General features: G+C 43.1%; 23 protein-coding genes. 12 read left to right on the top strand and 11 right to left on the bottom strand.

Translation table 11 applies throughout. From position 1 onward, the window contains the following. Nucleotides 1-136 precede the first annotated feature (136 nt). The gene (locus AC1RM2_RS26350; RefSeq protein ID WP_492988087.1) at nt 137-541 is read left to right on the top strand and encodes a DUF1761 domain-containing protein; all 405 of its coding nucleotides are present in this window, start codon (nt 137-139) and stop codon (nt 539-541) included. 127 nt (nt 542-668) lie between these two features. On the opposite strand, the gene AC1RM2_RS26345 is transcribed toward AC1RM2_RS26350, so the two are convergent. Then, nucleotides 669-1100, bottom strand: coding sequence for a DUF6526 family protein (locus AC1RM2_RS26345; RefSeq protein WP_492988086.1), 432 nt, complete (start codon nt 1098-1100; stop codon nt 669-671). Nucleotides 1101-1756: 656 nt separating this feature from the next. Here AC1RM2_RS26345 and AC1RM2_RS26340 point away from each other — a divergent pair. Then, complete coding sequence (locus tag AC1RM2_RS26340) at nt 1757-2620, top strand: aldo/keto reductase (RefSeq protein WP_492988085.1); 864 nt, start codon at nt 1757-1759, stop codon at nt 2618-2620. 86 nt (nt 2621-2706) lie between these two features. Beyond that, nucleotides 2707-3132 (top strand): hypothetical protein, encoded by a 426-nt coding sequence (locus tag AC1RM2_RS26335; protein WP_492988084.1) that lies wholly within the window; start codon nt 2707-2709, stop codon nt 3130-3132. A 94-nt stretch (nt 3133-3226) separates the two neighbouring features. On the opposite strand, the gene AC1RM2_RS26330 is transcribed toward AC1RM2_RS26335, so the two are convergent. Then, nucleotides 3227-3517 carry a YciI family protein gene (locus AC1RM2_RS26330; protein WP_492988083.1) on the bottom strand — a complete coding sequence of 97 codons (291 nt, stop codon included), beginning with the start codon at nt 3515-3517 and terminating at the stop codon, nt 3227-3229. 203 nt (nt 3518-3720) lie between these two features. On the opposite strand from AC1RM2_RS26330, the gene AC1RM2_RS26325 reads away from it, so the two are divergent. The 7 genes from AC1RM2_RS26325 (at nt 3721) to AC1RM2_RS26295 (ending at nt 8973) form a co-directional block, all read left to right on the top strand. After that, nucleotides 3721-4887, top strand: coding sequence for a galactokinase (locus tag AC1RM2_RS26325; RefSeq protein WP_492988082.1), 1167 nt, complete (start codon nt 3721-3723; stop codon nt 4885-4887). 104 nt (nt 4888-4991) lie between these two features. Further along, on the top strand, nt 4992-5525 hold the full coding sequence (locus AC1RM2_RS26320; RefSeq protein ID WP_492988276.1) for an RNA methyltransferase: 534 nt from the start codon (nt 4992-4994) through the stop codon (nt 5523-5525). Nucleotides 5526-5701: 176 nt separating this feature from the next. Then, complete coding sequence (locus AC1RM2_RS26315; RefSeq protein WP_492988081.1) at nt 5702-6361, top strand: YdeI/OmpD-associated family protein; 660 nt, start codon at nt 5702-5704, stop codon at nt 6359-6361. Between the two features lie 350 nt (nt 6362-6711). Then, nucleotides 6712-7035: an ArsR/SmtB family transcription factor gene (locus tag AC1RM2_RS26310; RefSeq protein ID WP_492988080.1), complete on the top strand. Its 324-nt coding sequence runs from the start codon at nt 6712-6714 to the stop codon at nt 7033-7035. Nucleotides 7036-7053: 18 nt separating this feature from the next. After that, entirely contained in the window at nt 7054-7476 is a 423-nt protein-coding gene (locus AC1RM2_RS26305; RefSeq protein WP_492988079.1) for an SRPBCC family protein, read from the top strand. Between the two features lie 401 nt (nt 7477-7877). Next, the gene (locus tag AC1RM2_RS26300; protein ID WP_492988078.1) at nt 7878-8450 is read left to right on the top strand and encodes a Crp/Fnr family transcriptional regulator; all 573 of its coding nucleotides are present in this window, start codon (nt 7878-7880) and stop codon (nt 8448-8450) included. A gap of 82 nt (nt 8451-8532) precedes the next feature. Continuing rightward, entirely contained in the window at nt 8533-8973 is a 441-nt protein-coding gene (locus AC1RM2_RS26295; protein WP_492988077.1) for a carboxymuconolactone decarboxylase family protein, read from the top strand. Nucleotides 8974-9107: 134 nt separating this feature from the next. Here the strand turns inward: AC1RM2_RS26295 and AC1RM2_RS26290 are convergent, their stop codons facing one another. Continuing rightward, the gene (locus AC1RM2_RS26290; RefSeq protein ID WP_492988076.1) at nt 9108-11681 is read right to left on the bottom strand and encodes a phosphoenolpyruvate carboxylase; all 2574 of its coding nucleotides are present in this window, start codon (nt 11679-11681) and stop codon (nt 9108-9110) included. Nucleotides 11682-11963: 282 nt separating this feature from the next. Between AC1RM2_RS26290 and AC1RM2_RS26285 the strand changes: the two genes are divergently transcribed. Further along, nucleotides 11964-14105, top strand: coding sequence for an FUSC family membrane protein (locus AC1RM2_RS26285; protein WP_492988075.1), 2142 nt, complete (start codon nt 11964-11966; stop codon nt 14103-14105). Nucleotides 14106-14563: 458 nt separating this feature from the next. On the opposite strand, the gene AC1RM2_RS26280 is transcribed toward AC1RM2_RS26285, so the two are convergent. The 6 genes from AC1RM2_RS26280 to AC1RM2_RS26255 all read right to left on the bottom strand — a co-directional run bounded on the left by AC1RM2_RS26280 (nt 14564) and on the right by AC1RM2_RS26255 (nt 20279). Then, nucleotides 14564-16009 carry a hypothetical protein gene (locus AC1RM2_RS26280; RefSeq protein WP_492988074.1) on the bottom strand — a complete coding sequence of 482 codons (1446 nt, stop codon included), beginning with the start codon at nt 16007-16009 and terminating at the stop codon, nt 14564-14566. A gap of 1 nt (nt 16010) precedes the next feature. Next, nucleotides 16011-16991 (bottom strand): aspartyl protease family protein, encoded by a 981-nt coding sequence (locus tag AC1RM2_RS26275; RefSeq protein WP_492988073.1) that lies wholly within the window; start codon nt 16989-16991, stop codon nt 16011-16013. Nucleotides 16992-17103: 112 nt separating this feature from the next. Further along, the gene (locus tag AC1RM2_RS26270) at nt 17104-18108 is read right to left on the bottom strand and encodes a PDDEXK nuclease domain-containing protein (RefSeq protein WP_492988072.1); all 1005 of its coding nucleotides are present in this window, start codon (nt 18106-18108) and stop codon (nt 17104-17106) included. Between the two features lie 127 nt (nt 18109-18235). Next, a complete protein-coding gene (locus AC1RM2_RS26265) occupies nt 18236-18901 on the bottom strand; it encodes an ATP-binding cassette domain-containing protein (protein WP_492988071.1) in 666 nt (221 codons plus the stop codon). Nucleotides 18902-18903: 2 nt separating this feature from the next. Further along, a complete protein-coding gene (locus AC1RM2_RS26260) occupies nt 18904-19206 on the bottom strand; it encodes a hypothetical protein (RefSeq protein ID WP_492988070.1) in 303 nt (100 codons plus the stop codon). A 212-nt stretch (nt 19207-19418) separates the two neighbouring features. Next, a complete protein-coding gene (locus AC1RM2_RS26255; RefSeq protein ID WP_090466905.1) occupies nt 19419-20279 on the bottom strand; it encodes a sigma-70 family RNA polymerase sigma factor in 861 nt (286 codons plus the stop codon). A gap of 806 nt (nt 20280-21085) precedes the next feature. Here AC1RM2_RS26255 and AC1RM2_RS26250 point away from each other — a divergent pair. After that, nucleotides 21086-21415: a hypothetical protein gene (locus AC1RM2_RS26250; RefSeq protein ID WP_492988069.1), complete on the top strand. Its 330-nt coding sequence runs from the start codon at nt 21086-21088 to the stop codon at nt 21413-21415. Between the two features lie 105 nt (nt 21416-21520). On the opposite strand, the gene AC1RM2_RS26245 is transcribed toward AC1RM2_RS26250, so the two are convergent. Both AC1RM2_RS26245 and AC1RM2_RS26240 read right to left on the bottom strand, forming a co-directional pair. Further along, a complete protein-coding gene (locus AC1RM2_RS26245) occupies nt 21521-21670 on the bottom strand; it encodes a hypothetical protein (RefSeq protein ID WP_477357019.1) in 150 nt (49 codons plus the stop codon). Between the two features lie 76 nt (nt 21671-21746). Next, nucleotides 21747-22151 carry a DUF983 domain-containing protein gene (locus AC1RM2_RS26240; protein WP_492988068.1) on the bottom strand — a complete coding sequence of 135 codons (405 nt, stop codon included), beginning with the start codon at nt 22149-22151 and terminating at the stop codon, nt 21747-21749. Between the last annotated feature and the right edge of the window lie 13 nt (nt 22152-22164).

Here is a 22164-nt window from a genome sequence, read left to right as displayed (position 1 = left end):
ATTACAACATGTTATAGGTAGTAATAAAATCGTCCCGATCATAAAATTAGCCCCCTTATTCCACAAAAAATCTTTGTTGTTTGATCCAAAAACAGATAACTTTAATTACACGTAAATCACACATAAACTTATCATCATGGATCCTAAATTAATCAACTGGGCTGCCGTTGTGGTGGCTGCTCTCTCCTCATTTTTAGTAGGCGGTATCTGGTATTCGCCAATAATGTTCGCCAAAGCATGGATAGCCGACAATAAACTTAATGAAGACGATTTAAAGGCCGGCAACAAGCTAAAGATTTTTGGAATGACCGCCATCTTTTCACTCATTATGGCCGCAAACCTGGCAGCCTTTTTGGCCGATGCAAAAACAGACCTGGTCTGGGGGACAACAGCAGGCGCTCTTGCCGGCGTCTGGACATTTTGCGCCATTGCCACCATGAGCCTTTTCGAACTTAAAAGTTGGCGGCTGATATTTATTAACGGCGGCTACAGCTTGGTATCCCTAACGCTGATGGGCGCTATTTTGGGGGCCTGGAGGTAAGTTGAAAACCCAAAATTCTAAGCTCTAAATCCTAAAATTCAGTGGTTCAATTTAATACCTTGGCTTCCAATCTTCGAATTTGGAGTTTAGAGTTTAGGATTTAGATTTTGGGGTTTAGAATTTAACCCTACACCCTATGATGGTCGGCCCGCCAGGTTTGGATCGCTTTTTTAACTTCATCGGGTTTAAGGTTATCTGTCAGTGTTTTTTCAACAAGCTGCACCATTTCCTCATCGGCCGCAAAACGGAGGGCAGCTATCTGACCAATACTAAGGTTTCTGCTTAATGGCTGGCGGGTAAGTATAAAATAACGCAGGCTCTCTTCGGCGCGTATAGCCCTGTCCTGCGCCTTTAACGGAAAGGTGCGCATCATTATAAAAACAAACAGCAAACAGATAAACAGCAGCAATATCAGCAGCGAGGCCATCAGTCCGCCGGTGCCCCATTGCAATACCGCATTTACAATAGCCGATACAACGCCGACTAAAAGCAAAAGGGTTAATACGTAATGATAGCCTGGCGCAAAGCGCCTGTGATTGGTAAAATTCTGATCGGTCATGGTGGTTATTTTTTTATGGAAAGATAGCTTTTTAGTATCAAGTAGCGAGTATCAAGACTGCTGCAATTTTTAGTATCCGGTCGCAAGTATCAAGTATCAAGACTACGGCACACCATCTATTAGCTGGAATGTCTGATCACCTAACAATCAAAATCTTGATACCTGATACTCGCTACTTGATACTGAGGTGGGCATTGCCTGCGGCCGGGCTCTCTGCTCATACTACACAGGCCTTAGCCACATTGGCCGGTATCCGCGCCGATCCCTAACGCAAGATTATCTGAACCCGGATTTTATGAGATTAATCGGATTACCGGATTTTAAAAACTCCCCCCATCCTGGCGCGAGTATCCGCGTAAAGGCCTGTAAAGGTGGGCTACTCGTGCCTTGCCGCCATGTATTTAAACCACCATCGGCACGAGAAGCCATTGCGCTCTCAACGGCCCGTCATTCTCGCGCCAGATTGAGGAAGGAAATTCTAAATTGTTTTTTAGTATCAAGTAGTAAGTATCAAGATTTTTTATTAACTCCTTGCCACTAAAAATTGCAGCAATCCTGTCCGTCAGCAAAAATCTTGATACTTGATACTTACTACTTGATACTCCCCCCAAACAATGCGTCCATATTTGAGTTCATTTATAATCAACAATAACAATATGGCAACAACAACAAGTTCATTTGAAAAAACTTTCAGTTTAGGGGGCGATTTCAAAATAAACCGCCTGGGATATGGCGCCATGCGCATTACAGGCGCGGGTATTTGGGGGCCACCCAATGATAAAAAAGAGTGTATCCGTGTTCTTAAACGCGCGGTTGAACTGGGCGTTAATTTTATTGATACGGCCGATAGTTATGGCCCATTTATATCTGAACAATTAATTGCCGAGGCCCTTGTACCCTACCCCGCCGACCTGGTTATTGGAACAAAAGGCGGCTTGCTGCGTACCGGCCCTAACGAATGGCCAATTGATTCATCGCCCGCGCATTTAACGCAGGCCCTTGAAGGAAGCCTTAAACGCCTTAGGCTGCAAAGGATCGACCTGTACCAACTGCACCGCATTGACCCAAAAGTGCCTGCCGAAAAATCATTCGAAGTGTTGCAAAAAGCACAACAGGATGGCAAAATTAAACACATAGGCTTATCTGAGGTGAGTGTGCAGGATATACAATTGGCACAACAGTTTTTTGAGGTGGTATCGGTACAAAACATGTACAGCGTTGATAACCGTAAATGGGAGGCTGAATTGGAGTACACACGCGAACACAATATCGCCTTTATCCCCTGGTTCCCGCTTGGTGGCGGCAATGTAAAAGGCGAAGAAGTATTGCAACGTGTGGCCGGTAAACATGGCGTTACCATTCACCAGGTTGCTTTAAGCTGGTTACTGCACCATTCGCCAAATATATTGCTCATCCCGGGCACCTCGAGCGTTAAACACCTGGAAGAAAATATGAAAACAGCCAACATTCAACTATCCGAAGACGATATGGATGTGCTGAACAGCCTTGGCGATTTGTAATTAATTTGCTATTTAAGACTAAAAGCAAAAGGATGTGGTTAATTTTACTGCATCCTTTTGTTTTGTATTAAAGTCATACCCTGCACATGAAAACCAAAGAAGAAATACTAAACAGCTTTTACACCACCGGTGCCGATGGCGTGCCCGAAATATCTGCCCCCGATTTATTAAAAGCCATGGAAGCCTATAAACAACAAAGCCTTGCAGATGCGTTTAAAGCCGCCCGCAAGCTTAAGGACGAATTTGCCCCCATGCCCGATTACCAGTTTAAAAACCTGGAAGATTATATAAAAAGCACCGAAATTAAAGTTGTTAAAAACGATAAGGACGAGCTAAGTGAACAAATAGCTTTAGTTGCCGATAGCGTACTCCCCAATTTTTTACCCGATGACCCCACTGTAACCGAATTTGCTTTCGATTTTAATATGATGGGCATCGGCTATACCGCGTTTTACACCAAAGATGCCGAAGGCTACTGGCAAATGAACCACTGGCGGGTGGGAAGAGAATAGTTGGCAGTTTGCGGTAGGCAGTTTGCAGTCTTAAATTTTCACTATGACGGAAGCTGAGTTTGCAATTAATGAACAGCTAACTGAAAACTGCCCACTAAATAACCGCCACTTTAATAGGCTTCACATCTACAGATTCCCAAACATTTTGGGTTACGTAAGGCTCGGCCAGTTTCCAGGCATCTAATTGCTCTTCGGATTCAAATTGAAGCATCATTACCGAGCCTATCATATTGCCCTCATCGTTTAAAAAGGCAGCAGCGGCAATAAAATTGCCGTTTGCTTTAAGCTCCTTAATCCCATCAAGGTGATGCGGGCGTACATTCATGCGGCGTTCAAGGGCGCCTTCGTCGGTATAATCATAACCGGTAACCAGGTATTGTTTCATGAGTTTTAAATTTTGGTAAAAACCAACCGATAAGGTTGGTCTTTATTTTTTGCCGGATGTAAAGCTATAAAATTAAAAATCCATACAAAACCTCAATATTTCTCATAAAAATTTGATGTTTTTTTGAAATTAATTTACATTTATAAATGTAAACTTGACAATTTTTACAATATTTGTTTTCCAATTGTAATATAACCCGAATAATGAAGAATAATCTGCACCAGGAATTTATCAACATCTTTAATAAAGAAGCCGACAACGCCTACTTCTCACCAGGACGCGTAAACCTTATCGGCGAACATATCGACTATAACGGGGGGCTGGTTATGCCCTGCGCCATCACTTTTGGCACTTACCTGTTAACATCGCCCAATGAGGATGGTATTTTCCGTTTCAGAAGTTTAAATTTCAGCGAGCAGCAAGATACTCCCTTACAGGCATCATATGAAAAAGTTGGCGAAACCTGGTTTAATTTCCCAATCGGTGTAATCAACAGCTTTATACAGGAAGGTCATGATTTACAGGGCCTCGACATGCTTTTTTACGGTGATATCCCTATCGGTTCAGGCTTGTCATCGTCGGCCTCTATCGAGGTAGTAACCTCTTTCGCCTTAAATGATATTTTTAATAGCGGTTACAGCAAGCTTGATTTGGTTAAACTATCCAAGTCAGTTGAGAACAACTTTATTGGCGTAAACTGTGGTATTATGGACCAATTTGCAGTTGCCTTCGGCGAAAAAAACAAAGCCCTGATGCTGAATTGCGATACGCTTGATTACGAAGCGGTTGACAGTAACCTGGGCGAATATGTGCTGGCTATCATCAATACCAACAAGCCCCGCAAACTGGCCGAATCAAAGTACAACGAACGTGTAGAAGAATGCCAAACCGCTTTAAAAGCATTACAGCAGGAATTGAACATCAACTACTTATGCGATATCGATGCCGAAACCTTCGGCAAATACCAGTACCTGATTACCAACCCTACCGTACTGAAACGCGCCAAACACGTTATTGAAGAAAACGACCGGGTAAAACTTGCAGCCAAAGCATTGGCCGGCAACAACCTGGATGAATTTGGCCGCCTGATGTACGCCTCGCACGATTCGCTACGCGATTTGTACGAGGTAAGCGGCATCGAATTGGATACCGTTGCCGAATACAGTAAAACAAACCCCAACGTAGCCGGAGCCCGCATGACAGGCGCAGGCTTTGGCGGCTGCGCTATAGCCTTGGTAAAAGGCGATGCCTTTGAAGATTATAGCAAAGGCGTTACCGAATACTATACCCGCAAAATAGGTTACGCACCATCGGTATACAGCTCATTAATAGGCAACGGCGTAGGCTTACTAAACGAAGTGGTTATTTAAGCTATTAATCGATACTTTTGCGCTCCAGTGGTTCATTAGTTCATTAACCCGTCATAAAAGACCAATGAACTAATGAACCAGTGAACTAATGAACCACTATGGAGATTCGCAAATTAAAATTAGATGAGCTGAACCGGGCTTCGGTTGATGAATTTAAAGAACAAGCTAAGCTGCCGGTTGCCGTAGTGTTGGATAACGTGCGCAGCATGCACAATATCGGCTCCATTTTTCGTACTTCGGATGGTTTTGCGGTTGAGCAAATTTGCCTCTGTGGTATTACTGCCCAACCCCCGCACCGCGAAATTGAAAAAACTGCCCTGGGTGCAACCCTATCCGTAAACTGGACTTATTACGAAACTCCGCTGCAGGCTATTGAAAAATTACGCAGTGAGGGCTACCAGATTATTGCCGTCGAGCAGGCCGAAAACAGCACCATGCTCAATGAATTCACTCCCGATGCCACCCAAAAATACGCCCTCATATTTGGCAACGAAGTAAACGGCGTAAGTGACGAGGTCATGCAAACCATAGACGCATGCATCGAAATCCCCCAATTTGGCACCAAACACTCCTTCAACATTGTAGTATCAGCCGGCATTGTGCTGTGGGATTTTTTTGCCAAGCTGGCTATTGGTTGATTTTTGTTCATGGTTCATAGTTGATGGTTCATGGTTCCTTTTAAGCGCAAAAATTGCAAACAGCTTTGTGTTGATCAATGAGCATATACCGAAATTTATAGTTTCTTTTAAAGTTTGTAACTTGTTCGGCCATGAACTATTAACCATGATCTATGAACCATTAACCATGAACAAAAATGAACGCCTTAACCAAAAAGCTCCAGATAAAAGCCAATTCCCGTTGGTTATTGCATAATTCACCGGCTAATTTCCTGGATAGCTTACTGCCGCTGCCCAACGATGCCGAAATTGTTTTTAATACAACCGGAAATTTTAACGGCGTACTTTTATTTGTAACCAATAGCCAGGAACTGGCATCCGAGCTTAAAGTAATTGCCCCGGTATTAAAAGATGACGCTGTTTTCTGGATCATTTATCCCAAAAAAACTTCTAAAATCAGCACCGACCTGGAGATGATGAGCATCTGGAACGAACCCACCGTTTATGGACTGCGCCCGGTTGCATCTGCCGCCATAAATGAAACCTGGACTGCCTTGCGTTTTCGCCCGCAGGATAAGGTAAAAGTATCCGAAGGACGCAACGATGGTATTCGTAATAACGAGCACAGCGCTTATATTGATGTTGATAATAAGGCGGTTATCCTACCCGACTATATAAAAAGTACAATTGAGCAGCATCCGCCGGCAATGGCCTGGTACCAGCAGCTATCATACAGTAACAAAAAAGAATATGTGCTTTGGATACTAACGGCCAAACAGGAAAAAACCCGCGACGAACGTTTGACCAAAATGGTAGATATGCTCTTGAACAAAAAGAAAAACCCATCCGACAAATAAGTTGCTTCAAATTTTCAATTATTTAATAATCACTAATTTATATTTTCGCAAGCTACCTTTCCATATACCATTGATACACCGCTTCACTCCTTTTGAAAACCCTCCAGACGTCCTATAGCTAACCTGTGATGCACCTTCGGTGGTCCATAGTATTCCAAACTCGATTTTAACATCGGAATTCAATTGGCCGGTATGTTTCACCGGTATCTTCAAATGGCTATTCCTGGTTTTTTAATGCCGTTGTGCTGCCCGGAAAATCGATACAGCATTTTTTTTTACAAACCATTGCGTAACCATTTGGTTTCATATATATTTGTAACCAAATGGTTTCATATAGCCATTTTTAACATATGCACCGAGACGTTTTTAAAGCCATTGCCGATCCTACCCGCCGTGAGATCATCAACCTGATTGCCCACCAAAGCATGAACCTGAACGCCGTTGCCGATAATTTTAATATGAGCCGACCAGCGGTGTCCAAACACATCAAAATACTGACCCAATGTGGCCTACTGGTGATTAAACAACATGGCCGCGAACGCTATTGCAGGGCCGACCTAAAGCAATTAAAACAAGTTACCGACTGGGCCGAACAGTACCGTCGGTTTTGGACAAACAAACTGGATGCCCTTGACGCGTTTTTAACCAACGAACAAAACACACCATCTATATAAACAAAAAATTGAAAAGCTATGAACACAGAACCTTTTGTAATTGAGCGCATTTACAAAGCCCCCATCAGCAAAGTTTGGGCGGCTATTACCGATGTTAATAAAATGGCGGAATGGTATTTTAAGTTAGCCGATTTTAAACCCGAAGTGGGCTTTGAATTTGAATTTACCGGCGGAGATGGCACCACAGAGTTTTTACACAAGTGTAAGGTTACCGAGGTGGTTGACGGCAGCAAAATTACCCACAGCTGGACGTACGATGGCTATGAGGGCTATTCGGAAGTAACATGGGAGTTATTCCCCGAAGGTGACGGAACCCGGCTTAAACTTACGCATGCAGGCCTGGAAACCTTCCCGAATTTGCCATCATTCAAACGCGAAAACTTTGTGGCCGGCTGGACACATATTACAGGCATATCGTTGAAAGAATACCTGGAGAAATAATTTAAAAAGACAGGCATTCGGATAGCGGCCTGTGAAAACACAGGCTGCGGGATGTAAAACAACCTATTGTCATTTTCCGATGCCTGTGTCCCCACAGGCATCTTCCCTTTATATATTTCGGAGCAACCTGCTCAAACCAACCGGCAATCGGATAGCGGTCTGTGAGGACACAGACCGCGGGAATGGCTAATGAATGACGTTATAAAAAGGGCTGTCATGGTGAGCTTGTCGAACCATAGCGGGCAAAGGCCTCTCCGCGCGACTCTTCGACAGGCTCAGGGTGACAGGCCTGCGTACCTCGAAAGTAGAATACGTCATGAGCAGATAATAATCGGTGACGGTTGATTTTGTACCCTCTTTACTCCTTTTGTACAAACCGCCGATTACCTGTATTATTGTATGTGCAATCTACCCTTACAAACCATATTAAAAAATTTGTTCAGCTTACTGCGGATGAGGAACAGCTGATTAATGCAGCGGTAACTGTAAAAGCGGTCAGGAAAAAAACATTCCTGCTGGAACCGGAGCGTGTTTGTAAGGAACTTTTTTTTGTAGGTAAGGGCTGCCTGCGCCTGTATTTCATCAACAAAAAACTGAATGAACAAACTACCTTGTTTGCTATTGAAAATTGGTGGATGACCGATTTTGACAGCCTGGAAAGCGGCCGACCATCCTACTACTATATCCAGGCTGTTGAAGACACGGAAGTTATCAGCATCAGCAAAAACAAACAGGAGGAGCTATTTGAAGCCGTACCTAAACTGGAGCGTTATTTTAGGATAGTACAACAACGGGCTTTTAGCGCAACCCAAACACGTATCAAATACATTTACGGCATGAGTGACGAAGAACGTTACCGCCACTTCAGCAGCCTGTTCCCGGCATTTATGCAGCGGGTACCACAATACATGCTGGCATCGTACCTGGGTTTTACGCCGCAGTTTATGAGTAAAATAAGGGCAAAAAAAGTTTAGCTATCCCTCATTTTCTTAATCTTGATTCATTTTTTCAAGCCTGTTTTGTCGCCACCTTTGGGGTATTAAAACAATACACAAAATGAAAACAAGAGTAAGTATCGGTAAAACCGACCCGGAAGCCTACAAAATATTATTAAACCTTGATCAATACGTTGCCAAAGGCATTGTAAGCAAAACCCACCGCGAACTGATCAAAATCCGCGCGTCGCAAATCAATGGCTGTGCCTTTTGTATAGATATGCACACCAAAGACGCCCGCAAAGCCGGCGAAACCGAGCAACGTATTTACGCCCTGAACGCCTGGCGCGAAACGCCATTTTTTACTGAAGAAGAACGGGCTATCCTGGCTTTAACCGAAGAGGTAACCCTGATACAACACCATGTATCTGATGCTACCTACGAAGCTGTTGCAAAGGTTTTGGATGAAGCTTATATAGCACAGGTAATCCTGGCTATCATCGCCATTAACGCATGGAACAGGTTTGCTATATCTACGGGGATGGAGCCGAGCCCCCTCTAAATCTCCCCCGGTAGGGGAGACTTGAAAACAAAACGGCGAGATTTCATAAGAAAGTCCCGCCGTTTTGTTTTGTCTTAAAAAGCCGCCTGCTAATAAAAGTCTCCCCTACCGGGGGAGATTTAGAGGGGGCTGGCTTACGCCAAATTCCTCCCCGCGTTCACTATACCGTAAACCGTGCGGATCACCAGCTTGCGGTAAATTTCTATCAGCTCTTCGTCCTTGCAGTTATTTAAGCACTGCAAGGCGTAATGCTGCATAATAACCAGCGGCAATACAATTTTTTCGCGGATGGCGATTGATTTACGTTCAACCGGGTATTCCTCCATCAGCACCGCGCTGCCGGTTAGCTCCAATAACATGGCACGGGTAAGCACAAACTCCTCCTTCAGCATTTTCCAGAACTCGCCAAACTTTTCGTCTTTTTCCAGGTAAGCGGTAACCCTGAAATCAGATTTCGACATCGACATCATACAGTTGTCAAGCATGGTTTTAAAGAAACCCGATGTTTGGTATAGTTCCTGCACTTCCAACCAGTTGCCCTCGTCCTTCATCTTTTTTAATGATGTACCTACGCCGTAAAAACCCGGAATGCTTTGTTTAAGCTGGCTCCAGGAGGTTACAAAGCTGATGGCACGCAGGTCTTCCAGTTTCATTGGGCCACCGCCGCCACGCTTGGTTGGCCTGCTGCTGATGTTTATTTTTGATAGTAATTTGAGCGGACTAAACTTTTCAAGGTATTCTAAAAACAACGGATGCTCTCGCAATGCCATAAAAAGCGAGTAACTCTCATCGGCCATTTCCGATATCAGGGTTTTGTGCCTGGTATCCAACAAATCTTTACGGTTAGGATGCAGGGCCGAGATGATACCCGCGTTAAGCAATTGCTCCATATTAAACCTCGCCGTTTCAACAGAGCCATATTGCGAACTTACCGTTTGGCCCTGAATGGTAAGCTGGATGTGCTCGTTAGCAATCTCGTTACCCATTGAGGCGTAAAACCGGTGTGTTTTGCCGCCACCACGTGCCGGTGGACCACCCCTGCCGTCAAAAAAAGCCAGGCTAATGCCGTACTTGCGGGCAATGGCCGTCATTTCAACTTTGGCTTTATAAATACTCCAGTTGGCCATCAGGTAGCCGCCATCTTTAGTTCCGTCGGAGAAGCCGAGCATTATGGTTTGCCTTTGGCCGCGTAATTTTAAATGTTCGGCGTAATATGGGTGGGTATACAGCTGCTCCATGATCTCGCCGGCATTGGCCAGGTCGTTCACGGTTTCAAACAGCGGCATAAAATCAACCTTTAACTCGTCCTTTTTCCATCCGCTCCACAAAAACAGGTCAATCAGCTGTAAAATATCAGATGCGCGCTGGCAGTTACTGATAATAAAACGCTGGCAGGCCTTTTCGCCATTGCTGTGCTGAATTTGTTTTATCAGCCTGATGGTGTCCAGCGTATCGCAGGTCATGGCATCGGCATCTTCGGCGCGATGATAATCAAGCTCATTAAACGGAAGCGCTTCAAGCTTTTCCTTTTCTTCAAAATCATGGTAACCGGCAACAACACCGGTTTCGGTTTGCGACGTTACATAGTCAAACACATTACGCAGTACGCGGCTGTCCTGCCTGATATCAAGGGTAGCAAAATAACAACCAAACAGGCGGATCTTTTGAATCAGGTTTTCTACAACATCTTTAAACAGGCCATCATGGTCTGTTATCAGGGTGTGTTTAATGGTTTGCAGCAAATCCAATAGTTCGGCCTGCAGGTCTTTGGGGTCTGCATGGTTTTCATTCGCGTTCCGGTAAATCAGTTTTTCCAGCTTGGCCATTGGTTTTTCTACCCCGCGGAAAGTGATGCGGCGCTTAAGCACCCTGTAATCCCGGTAGTAGCACCTGAACAGGCGCTGCCTTAAATACCTGGCTACCTCTTTGGTGCTTTCGGTAGTTACGTTGGGGTTGCCGTCCCTGTCGCCGCCTGGCCAAAAGCCCATTTCAAGCAATTGGTTGGTGGTGTCAATATCAAACTCCTCTTCCAGTTTTGACTGGATGCCCGATACGGCATAATAAAATATATTTTCTAAAAACCAGGTAAGGCTAATGGCCTCATCAACCGGCGTTGGCGATGTTTTGTTAAAGAAGGGGGTTTTGCCCAACTGCTGCAACAACACATCAATAGTAGGGATATCGTTAACTTTTACGGCCTCGATAAGATCTGTCATAATACCCAGCACCGTGCCCGGATAAAATTGGGTTGGGTGGGCAGTGAGTACCAGCCTTAACGAAAAATCTTTCAGTTTTTCGCTAATGTTTTTGCGGGTATCATCGCTTATGGCGGCCTGCTGCAACAGGCTTTGCAGGGTACCTGTATCGTCAAATTTACCTATTTTGTTAAATGACGAATCTTCAATGGCATCAAACAAAACCACCTGCCGTTCTATATATTGTATAAAACGGAACATGCGGTTAATTTGCTCGCGATGATCAATATCCGGTACGTACTTTTTGAAAAAACTTTCAATAATATCTGTAGGCGATGCGTTCATTGCGGCGCCCTTTTCGCAATGCGAGCTGAAAAAGGGCAGCAAAATTCCGGTATCCTTTACCTGGTAAAACGGCAGGGTTTGGAATAAACTATTATACAACTCAAAACGGGTTACAACTTCGCTGTTAAAAGTTGTTTCCCTTTGACTGAGTTTTAAATTTAACGACATAGCACAAATAAATTGAGGGTTAAAATTGATGGGTAAAGGGCGGGCCACAATACCGGGGGTGAATTTAATTCATTTTTGGCAAAAAATAGATAATTACTAACAAAAAACTGGTATTAATGCCATATTTACTAAAACCAGGTCGAAATATTTAATTATTGTAAATTTGCAGTACATTTTGAGTGTAAAAAAAGCGTAAATGAAAACATAATATCTGTTTCAACAAAAAATCAATCATAAAAGTATTCATCGTAGCTTTATTGCCGATAAAAACGGACAAAAATAATGAAAGTTAACACCCGCGAAATCAACAGCTTCTTTTACAGTCAGTACTTTTCTGATGGTTTACGCATTTCGGCGGGCATCCTGCTGCCCTCGCTGGTGTTATTGGAGTTTGGCAAATTTGATCTTGGGCTTACCTTATCATTAGGGGCGCTTTGTATTTGTGTTATTGATAACCCCGGCCCCGCAACCCATAAGCGCAACGCCATGGCTATTGGCAATTTGTGCTTATTTATTGTAGCAGTTACTACCGGTTTTGCACGCCTCAATATTTATACCCTGGGCATCGAGATTACTTTATTCTCTTTCCTGTTTAGCATGTTTACGGTTTATGGCAACAGGGCAGCATCTGTAGGTACCTGCAGTTTGCTTATTATGATATTTATGATGGATAAGGCCCTGCCCCCATCAGCTATATTGCTGTACAGCCTGCAGATACTGGCCGGCGGTGTATGGTATATGTTGTTCAGCCTCATTTTTTTCGGCATCCGCCCCTACCGGGCAGCCCAGCAAACCCTTGGCGAAAATGTGGCCGATATTGCCAAATTTTTGCGTATTAAAGCCGAATTTTACAATCCCGACAGCGACATTGACGAGAATTACCGCAAGCTGGTATCGCAACAGATACAGGTAAGCCAGCACCAGGATGCCGTACGCGAAATGCTGTTTAAAAGCAGGCTGGTGGTAAGGGAATCAACCCCATCAAGCCGCATCCTGGTTTTAACCTTTGTTGACCTGGTAGACATGTTTGAGCAAATAATGGCAACGCATTATGACTATTACCAGATGCGCGAAAGGTTTAAGAATACCGGGGTACTGAACGAGATAGCCCGCATTATTCACCACATGGCCGATGAACTGGACGATGTGGCCTACATTGTGCTATCAAACACCCGCCATCGCCATGTGATGGATTTTAACCTGGAGCTGGAAAAGCTGAAGTTGAAAATAGATGCCATAGGGAAAGACCAGCAGGAAACCAGCACCCTGGTGTTAAAAAAAGTGCTCATCAACCTGCGCAACCTTACCGAGAGTATCAACAATATTTACAACTACTACAATTCAAAAACGCTGCTAAAATCTACCGAGATAAAAGGCGAAGTGGAGTACTCGCAGTTTGTAACCCACCAGGATTACGCCCCGCATATTTTCTTTGATAACTTTACTTTGGGGTCGGGCGCGTTTAAACACGCCTTACGGGTATCATTAGTTTGTTTGGTTGGCTTTATAACTGCCAAAACCGTAGCACAGGGCCACCACAGCTATTGGGTATTGCTAACTATCATCGTGATATTAAAGCCGGGTTTCAGCCTATCCAAACAACGTAACTACCAAAGGCTTATAGGTACCATAGGCGGTGGGGCAATTGGTATACTCATCCTGAATTTTATACCCGATAGCACCGTTCAGTTTATCCTGCTAACTATATTCATGATAGGCACATACAGCTTTCAGCGGCTAAACTATGTGGTGAGCGTTATATTCATGACACCCTACGTGCTCATCTTGTTTAAATTTTTAGGCGTGGGCCTGTTAAATGTGGCCCAGGAGCGCATCCTGGATACTGTGATAGGTTCATCCATAGCTTTTATTGCCAGCTACCTCATATTCCCTACCTGGGAGTTTGAAATAATTGAAGAAACCCTGCGCGATGTTGTAACAGCCAATATTAAGTACCTGATTACCATTGCCGAAAGTTTATCTGGCAAAACTATAGGTACCACGGCCTACAAGCTGGCCCGTAAAGATATCTACGTAAAATCGGCCAACTTATCGGCCGCTTTTGAGCGTATGACATCCGAGCCCAAAAGCAAGCAGCGTAACGTTAAGGAGGTGCACAAATTTGTAGTACTTAACCATATTTTATCATCATATATTGCCGTTATACAGGCCGGCCTGGTAAAAAACGCGCAACGACCACACCCCGAAGCACTGCGCTTGCTCAAAAAAAACATATCGGTACTTAACGAAAGTAATAAAAAACTGCATGGCCAAAATATTGAGTATACTGTTGGCAAAACCCCATCACCCGAAGTTGAAAAGCCCGAGCTCACCGCCGACGAAAACCTGCTGAAAGAACAGCTGGGCTTCATCAACAAAATAAGCTATGATATTTTGAAGGTGACGGATAGCATTTTGAAGTAGTATCAAGTAGTCAGTATCAAGTAGCAAGATTTTTTTCCGCTGCTTGTGTCCTCACAAGCAGCTACTCGTAATGTCGAATTTAACAATGCAAACTCACAACTCCAGTCTTGTCTTGCTACTTGATACTTACTACTTGATACTAAAATGGGCGTTGCCTGCGGCCGGGCTCTATGCTCATACTACACAGGCCTTAGCCACATTGGCCGGTATCCGCGACGATCCCTAACGCAAAATTGTCTGAACCGGGATTCGTCGGATTAAGGGATGATCGGATTCTTAATTTAACATAATGCCCACTCACAACTCACAACTCACAACTCACAACTCACAACTCACAACTCACAACTCACAACTCACAACTCACAACTCACAACTCACAACTCACAACTCACAACTCACAACTCACAACTCACAACTCACAACTCACAACTCACAACTCACAACTCACAACTCACAACTCACTCCACCCACAAAACAGAATTTCCTGTATTATATTCGTTTTTCTCGTATAATTTATTGGCGGGGTCAAGAATCCAGTTGCCGTCAATCAAAAACTTGTACCGGTATTTGCCGGGTTTAAGGTACAGGCTTATTACCCACTCGTCGGCATTGTGCGCCATGGTGAAGCCTGATGGGTCCCAATCATTAAAATTGCCTGCCAGGTGCACGCTTCCGGCGTTGGCGTGCCCCTTGAGCCTGAACGTATAATTAGGTTTAACGGCAATAAAGGAATTGTTTACGCCGCCCTCAATGGCGTAAAGGCGATTTTTAGGGTCGGTTATCCAGTTTCCGTCAACAATAAATTTGTAGCCGTAGTTACCCGCGGGAATCATTAAAGGTGTGGCCCAGCCGGCAGCTGTTTTCCGAAGGCTTATTTCATCAGGTTTCCAGTTATTAAAGCTGCCGGCAATGTAAACGGCTTTAGCGTCTTTATATCCATCCAGTTTAAAGCTAACCGGCTCGCCCTGGTTTAACACCGAATTAATATGCCCTTCGTTATCTTTCACTTTCGCCGGGTTTGCCGGGTCGGCGTACCATTGGCCATCTACCCAAAACCGATAAGTATGGGTGCCATCGCGCAGGTAAAGTTTGGTTTCCCAGCCGCCGTCCTTTTTTTGTAGCGGGATATTATCGGTATTCCAGTTATTAAAACTACCGGCTACCATAACTTTATGGGCACCTGTAAAGCCATTAAGCCTGAAGATATGATTAACGTGGTAGTAAACCGAGTTTACATCACTAAAACCATCCGGGTGTTGCTGCAGGTTGTTTTTATCGTGCTGCCAACGGCCATTTATGATGTATTTATATTCATACACCCCGGGTGCCAGTTTTACGTCGCTTACCCAGCCGCTATCGGTTTTTGCCATTACGCCTTTTAGCGTACTCCAATTGTTAAAGTTACCAGATAATAAAACACGTTTTGCGTTTAAGTAGCCGGGCAGGTAAAAGCGTGTTAAGCCCGACGGTAATTCATATACCGTAACCTGCATAAACTTGTTTACGCCGTATAATTCATCGGCAGGATAGCCCGGTATACCTGCCGGAGCATCAATATCGCCGTCGAGGCTGGTGGTTATCTGGTAGGGTGGGTTTTGTGGGTTCAGGTTTAAATCTGCAAGCGACCTGTCAAACCTAACCATATTTTTATCGCGCCTGCCAACGTTCCATCCGTCTTTGGCCAACGACGAGAAATCGCCCTTTAAAATGGCAGCGCCGTTTGGTTTTTTTATACCGGCGATTTTTAAAATACTATCCAGTTGTGTTTTTGACGAACGCAGATCAAGCAGCATAATCAAATGATCTTTACCTAACACAAGGGAATTGCGTGTTTGCGCCCTTGCTGCAATTGAGAAGCAGGTAAACAACAAAAAAATAATTAAAACCGATCTGCACTTTTTCATACTACTGGTTAGTGTAAATGTACATTTCAAATTCTCTTTTTACAAAGTTGATGCTAAAGATACCGCGGATAAAAAAATCAAAGCCAAGTATCCCATCAACAGTGTGCCCGTAGGCTTTGCCCATTTTATCAAGGCTGGTTAACAGCACGCGGTTTTTCACAAACCGCCGGCCGCCAACCGTAAGCGTATCAAACCTGGCGTAAATCACCTCAAATGACGAGCCGCCAATGCCGGTAGTTTTTGTACGGTTGAGTACCGCCATGCCGGGCAATAGTTTGCGTACCCTGTCATAATCCATCAGGTTGGTTTCGGCGCCGGTATCAAATGCAAACCACAAGGGCGTGTTATTGGCAACGCCTTTTATAAACATGACATCATTGGAGTAATTAAACGAGGTAAACATCCACGGATCATGAAATACCTTTTCATTTACAGGTATTTCACCATCGTCATTCAGTTTGTGGATGTATAGGGTATTCCTGAACAAATCAACAGTAATGGCAAACTTCTTGAACAGCCGGGTGCCCAACAGGCCCAGTATTTTAATATTCCGCCCGTTTTCGATGGCCGAAAGATCGGTTACATCGGCCGTAAGGCGCGGGTAATGCAAATCCAGAATGCTGAAATTGCGCACCTCGGTAGTAAAAGCACCAGGCGCGTTGCCATTTAAACCTGCCGATTCCTGGTCGGCTATAACGGGCATGTATCTGAAGTAGGTGGCGTTTAAAACAAGGTAAGGCGCGCCGGTATCCAGCACAAAATTGCCTGCAACAGAGTCAATCTGGGCTTCTACCAGGATAAGGTTACCTGCCCGTTTTATGGGCACTATAAGTGTATTAAAATCGCCCGAGGGGTCAGGGTCGGGTCCGCGCTTGGCGTTTTTGAAGGTGACGCCATTGATAGCGGTGTTTGTGCTGCACTCGCCTTTTTGCCAGCAAGCAACCAAGAACAAAACTATCAAATACATATAAGGCCGGAACATTGTGGTTGTTTAGGTAATAGACAGCGCCAGTTGCTTATATGTTACATGGCGTTGTGTTTTAGTTGACGCCTCGGGTAAGCTTTGATAAGCTGATTTATGAAGTTCAATATATTTATTTTTTCTTCATCAATTCACTTACTTTTTGCTGTAGTTGCTCTTTATCAGGTAAATAAAGTTGATACTTTGATACAAAAATATTGTTAGTAACGCCACCCATTGCGTATTCAACTAATATTTCATCTTTATCAGCAGAAAGAATGATTCCTATCGGCTCACTGTCCCCCTCAACGTTTTCTTCACTTTTGAAATAATTGAGATATAAATTCATCTGGCCAATGTCATTGTGTTGTACCTTCCTTATTTTTAGATCTATCAATACGAAACACTTTAGAATCCGATGGTAGAAAACTAAGTCAACATATAGATGTGTGTTGCGTATTGATATTTTGTATTGTCTCGCAACGAATGCAAAGCCTTTGCCTAATTCCAATAAAAATAACTGCAAGTTATCTATAATCTTTTGTTCAAGATGTTTTTCAGTTACCTTATGGGCTTGTGGGATTTGCAAAAAATCGAGTATATACGGATCCTTAGTAATGTCTTTCGGAGTAAGTAAAATATGGCCTTTATTGGCAAGTTCCAATATGCTGGCTTTGTCTTTACTTAATGCAAGTCGCTCAAATAATGCGGTGTTGACCTGTCTTTCCAATTCCCTCGTCCCCCAGTTTTCTTTTAAGGATTGGGCTTCATAAAATTTGCGTGCAGTAAGGTCGGATATACCTATTAAAATAACAATATGCGTCCAGCTTAATTTGGCAGGCACTGCCTGCCAAATTTGATAGGCCAAATAAAATCGTCTCATGTCCAATACGTTACGCCTGCCAAATCCTTTCCCGTATAGCAACCTTAAATCTTTGGAAAGTCTTGATAATAAGTCGCTTCCATATTCTGCGCGTTCTTGACCATGCTGCTCATATTCAACAATGTGCCTGCCAATTTCCCAGTTACTTTTTACCAATTCGGTGTTCACAGCCTTTACGGCAAGAAAACGTGCACTTTGTATTGTATTTCCAATAGTGTCGAGCAGTTTGCTATAATTGTTTTGTTCGGGTGTCATTATAATTTTTACGATTGCAAAAATCAATCAATTGATAAATATAATAAATCAGTTACGCCGAAGGCCAATAACATTGTGGCAAGATAATAATAAGAGTTAGGTGTTGAAATTGGTAACAAAAATTAAACTAACCAATATGGTTCACATAACCATAAGTAACCAATTCATCATTATTGCGGATTGGCCTTGTATAGCCATCGGTAATCAGGATAATCCGGTCGCTTACATCCAGTATATTGTAATACTGATGATCGGTTACTATGATGCCTTTTATTTTGGCGCATTTCCTGATAATTTCTTTAAAAGCCTCGGCCTGTATGGGCGAGATGTGGGTGAAAGGCTCGTCCAGCAAAATAAAGTCGGCTTTGCTGTAAATAACCATTAATGTTTCCAGTTGCCGCAGTTCGCCGCCCGATAAGTCGGCTATGGTTTTTTCGTGGTAGTTTTCATAGATGGGGTGGGCCGAAAAATCGTCCCAAAAGCGGTCGTCGATAATGGTTGCTGCCAGCTTTTTTATTTTAATGCCTTTGGGCAGGTAGTTATGCTGGGGCAGGTACGCCACGCGCATATTTTTATAACCCTTTTTGATGTATTCACCGTTAATACTTACGTGTTTGTAGGCAGGGCTGAGGGTGCCGAATATGATCCTTAATAAAGATGACTTGCCGCAGCCGTTTCGGCCCAGGATGCCTAATACTTCGCCTTGTTTGCACTCCAGGTAAACATCCTGTAATATTTTGCGCCCGCCGAACTCCAGTTGTACGCTATCGGTTTTTAAAGTGAGTGGCTCCAAACTTAACGGATGGTTGATAAGGATAAAACAATGATGAAAGCTGCAAAATCGCAGGCAAATACCGATAAGTATAGCAAGTTGATGTTATAGCCGGCATTGCGAAAATAGAAATAGGTTTGCACAGCATTAAAATTCAGATACTGTACGCCAAGTATGGCGGCGTAACTAACCAGTTTACATAGTACAACAAACGGAACATTCAACTGGCGCGAGGTAAGGTAATATAAACAAGCCAGCGAAGCCAGTATGCACCATACCATCAACGGTTTATAAAAGTACCACCCTATTTTTATTGATTTTACCATTGAGCTAACTATGACAGGTTAGCTATGTAACGGCAATTTGAGCATTAAATTTTACGGAGACTAAATTGTTGCAGGTTTGTAATTATGGGGTGCAATTGCTGAGGGATATATGTGATTCGTTTCTCCCAAAAAAAAGCCAGGATTTGAGTAGTTAACTCAATCCTGGCCTTTTATATCTTAATTCTTGGTTCTTATTTCTTGACTCTGCTCAACTACCCCAAATACGATTTCAAAATTTTGCTCCTTGACGTATGGCGCAAACGTTGCAGGGCTTTATCCTTTATTTGGCGAACGCGTTCGCGGGTGAGGTTAAATTTTTCGCCAATTTCCTCTAATGAAAGCGGGTGATTGGTGCCTAAACCAAAGAATAGAACAATGATTTCGCGCTCGCGCTCGGTTAGGGTTGAAAGGGAACGTTTGATCTCTTCGGATAACGACTCGTTGATCAGGATCGAATCTGTGTTGGGTTCCTGGTTTTCCAGTACGTCCAACAATGTATTTTCTTCGCCCTGTACAAAGGGGGCATCCATAGATACATGGCGGCCAGAATTGCTTAGGGTATCAGATATTTTATCTACAGTGGTTTCCAAAATGTCGGCAAGCTCTTCGGGCGATGGCTCACGCTCGTACTCCTGCTCCAGTTTGGAGAATGCTTTACTTATTTTACTTAATGAGCCTACCTGGTTTAACGGCAAACGTACAATACGAGATTGCTCGGCAATAGCCTGCAAAATGGATTGACGGATCCACCAAACGGCATAGGATATGAATTTGAAACCCTTGGTTTCATCAAAACGTTTGGCGGCCTTAATCAGGCCGAGGTTACCCTCGTTAATTAAATCGCCCAGTGTAAGGCCTTGGTTTTGGTATTGTTTGGCAACAGATACAACAAAGCGCAGGTTGGTTTTGGTTAAACGCTCCAATGCCGCCTGGTCGCCCTCACGGATCTTTTGGGCTAATATTACTTCTTCTTCGGCTGTTATCAGATCAACTTTACCAATCTCGTGAAGATACTTGTCAAGCGATTGCGACTCGCGATTGGTAATGGATTGCGTTATTTTGAGTTGTCTCATCTATTTATAAACCTCTCTGTACTTTTTTATTTACTACAGAACGACCAAAGTTATAAAATTGTTGTAAAAAATTACAATTGTACAGTGTATTTTCAAAAAAAATAAGCTATAGATAATTTTTTTAATATACTGATTTACAATTGATTAAAAATTCAACAATGATGAATTATTCTGTTTTTGTATAAAAACAAAGGAAACAGGCAAGCGGTATGGTTTTTGTGGTGTTCGTAAAACACTATCTATATTTAACAGTTTTAGCGCACGTGTTTTGTGCCGATATCCCAATTTGTTTACAACCGGATATTGCGTTGGTTTGGCCTAACTGTTCATATTTCCGAGAAGCTTCTTTCGACGAAAGGTTGTAGGTTGATCCAGTTTTTGTTTTAAACATTTTTGGGGTGCCTAAATTCTTTTGACCGCTTAATGTTATCTCTTTGCCAGCTTGTTATTCGGCAATATTTGTTTTTAGCATATTCCAGATCTAAACCGCAGGGTCAGCAAACACTGATGTTAACCTGCGGGACTTCAGCAGTATGAAACTACAGACTGGCACCGATTTGATTTACCAGGACGCTCCAGAACACATGGAAGTTTTGCAACTCAATTGTAATAGATATGTTACAAAGAATTTAAAATCTGAGGGCATTAACTATAAAATATCTCAATAAAACCTAATTTCTCTTGAAAATTGCGTAAAACTACGTATGCATTTTCAGTGAAAACACCGAGTGTTTTTTAATTGTCAAGCCGTATATTTGATGTAACATTTATTTAATACCTGGTCCTGATATTAATCGCCTATCGCTATGAAACTATTTTACCATTTTTTATTCTTCGTGATTGCATCACTCGTGCTATTAGCATGTGCCAGTGTGTTTGCATCCGATCCGCAGGTTCAATCGCAAACAGACGAATTTACATCGCCAGAGCCTGGTAGTGAAAACCCGGCTCATGATTCAACAATGGCTGCCAACCAAACAGGACCATATGTACTTACAAGCGTAAAAGAAAGTGCACCTTCATATGTTTATTATGCAGTTAACGGGAATATATCCCACGCCTATAAAAAATATTCGTACCTGAGTAATTTTCAAATGGCCCTTAATCAATTTAGTCTGCCCCAAAAATTCAAATAGTTCGATTCAGTTAATTTTAGTTTAATTTAGTTAGGGAAACAGTTGCAAGCAGCCGGTACAGCAATGTACCGGCTGCCTTGTTTTTATACACTGCCGGGCAGCATATTAATACTTAAAATGGCCGAGGGTGAAAAATACGGTTAGCAACGGAATTGCCAATAAAAAATACGCTTTGGCTAATTGTACGTTATCGGCATTACCTGTTACAAATACTTTGTACATATCGGTTTTTATGGTTTCTATTCTCGCTTTCATAACTCAAAAAATTAAAGTCACAGTAAATGTGAACTGTTATAATTTTGACAGAAAGCGCACCGCTTGGTTTAATGGTTTAAAAATTATCCTTACTCATTTCGGGATGATAATGCAAACCCGGAGTTAGCCAATGCATCAACACTACCCTTGAATACCTGAAATTAAAAGGCGACAATACCACAGCCACACTTAATATAATGCCACAATATAACCATGGATTGCTGCTGCCGGTTAAAATACTGATAGCAACCGCAAGGGTAACCATCTCTGCAACATTTAAGGCGTAACTAACAAACATGGCCACATAAAAATAGCCTGGCTCACGCTCATAAACAAGGCCGCAGTGCTGACAGGTTTTGTTCATTACCTGACCTTTAAAGCCATACATACTGTTGGCAAATAAGTCGCCGCGGCGGCAACGGGGGCATTTGGCATGCACTATGGCTGGCCAGGCCGCTAATTTATATTGGGTATTTTCCATGATGTTATCAATT

The organism is Mucilaginibacter sp. GW822-FHT03E02 (assembly GCF_058801545.1).
This window is presented reverse-complemented; position numbering and strand designations above follow the sequence as displayed.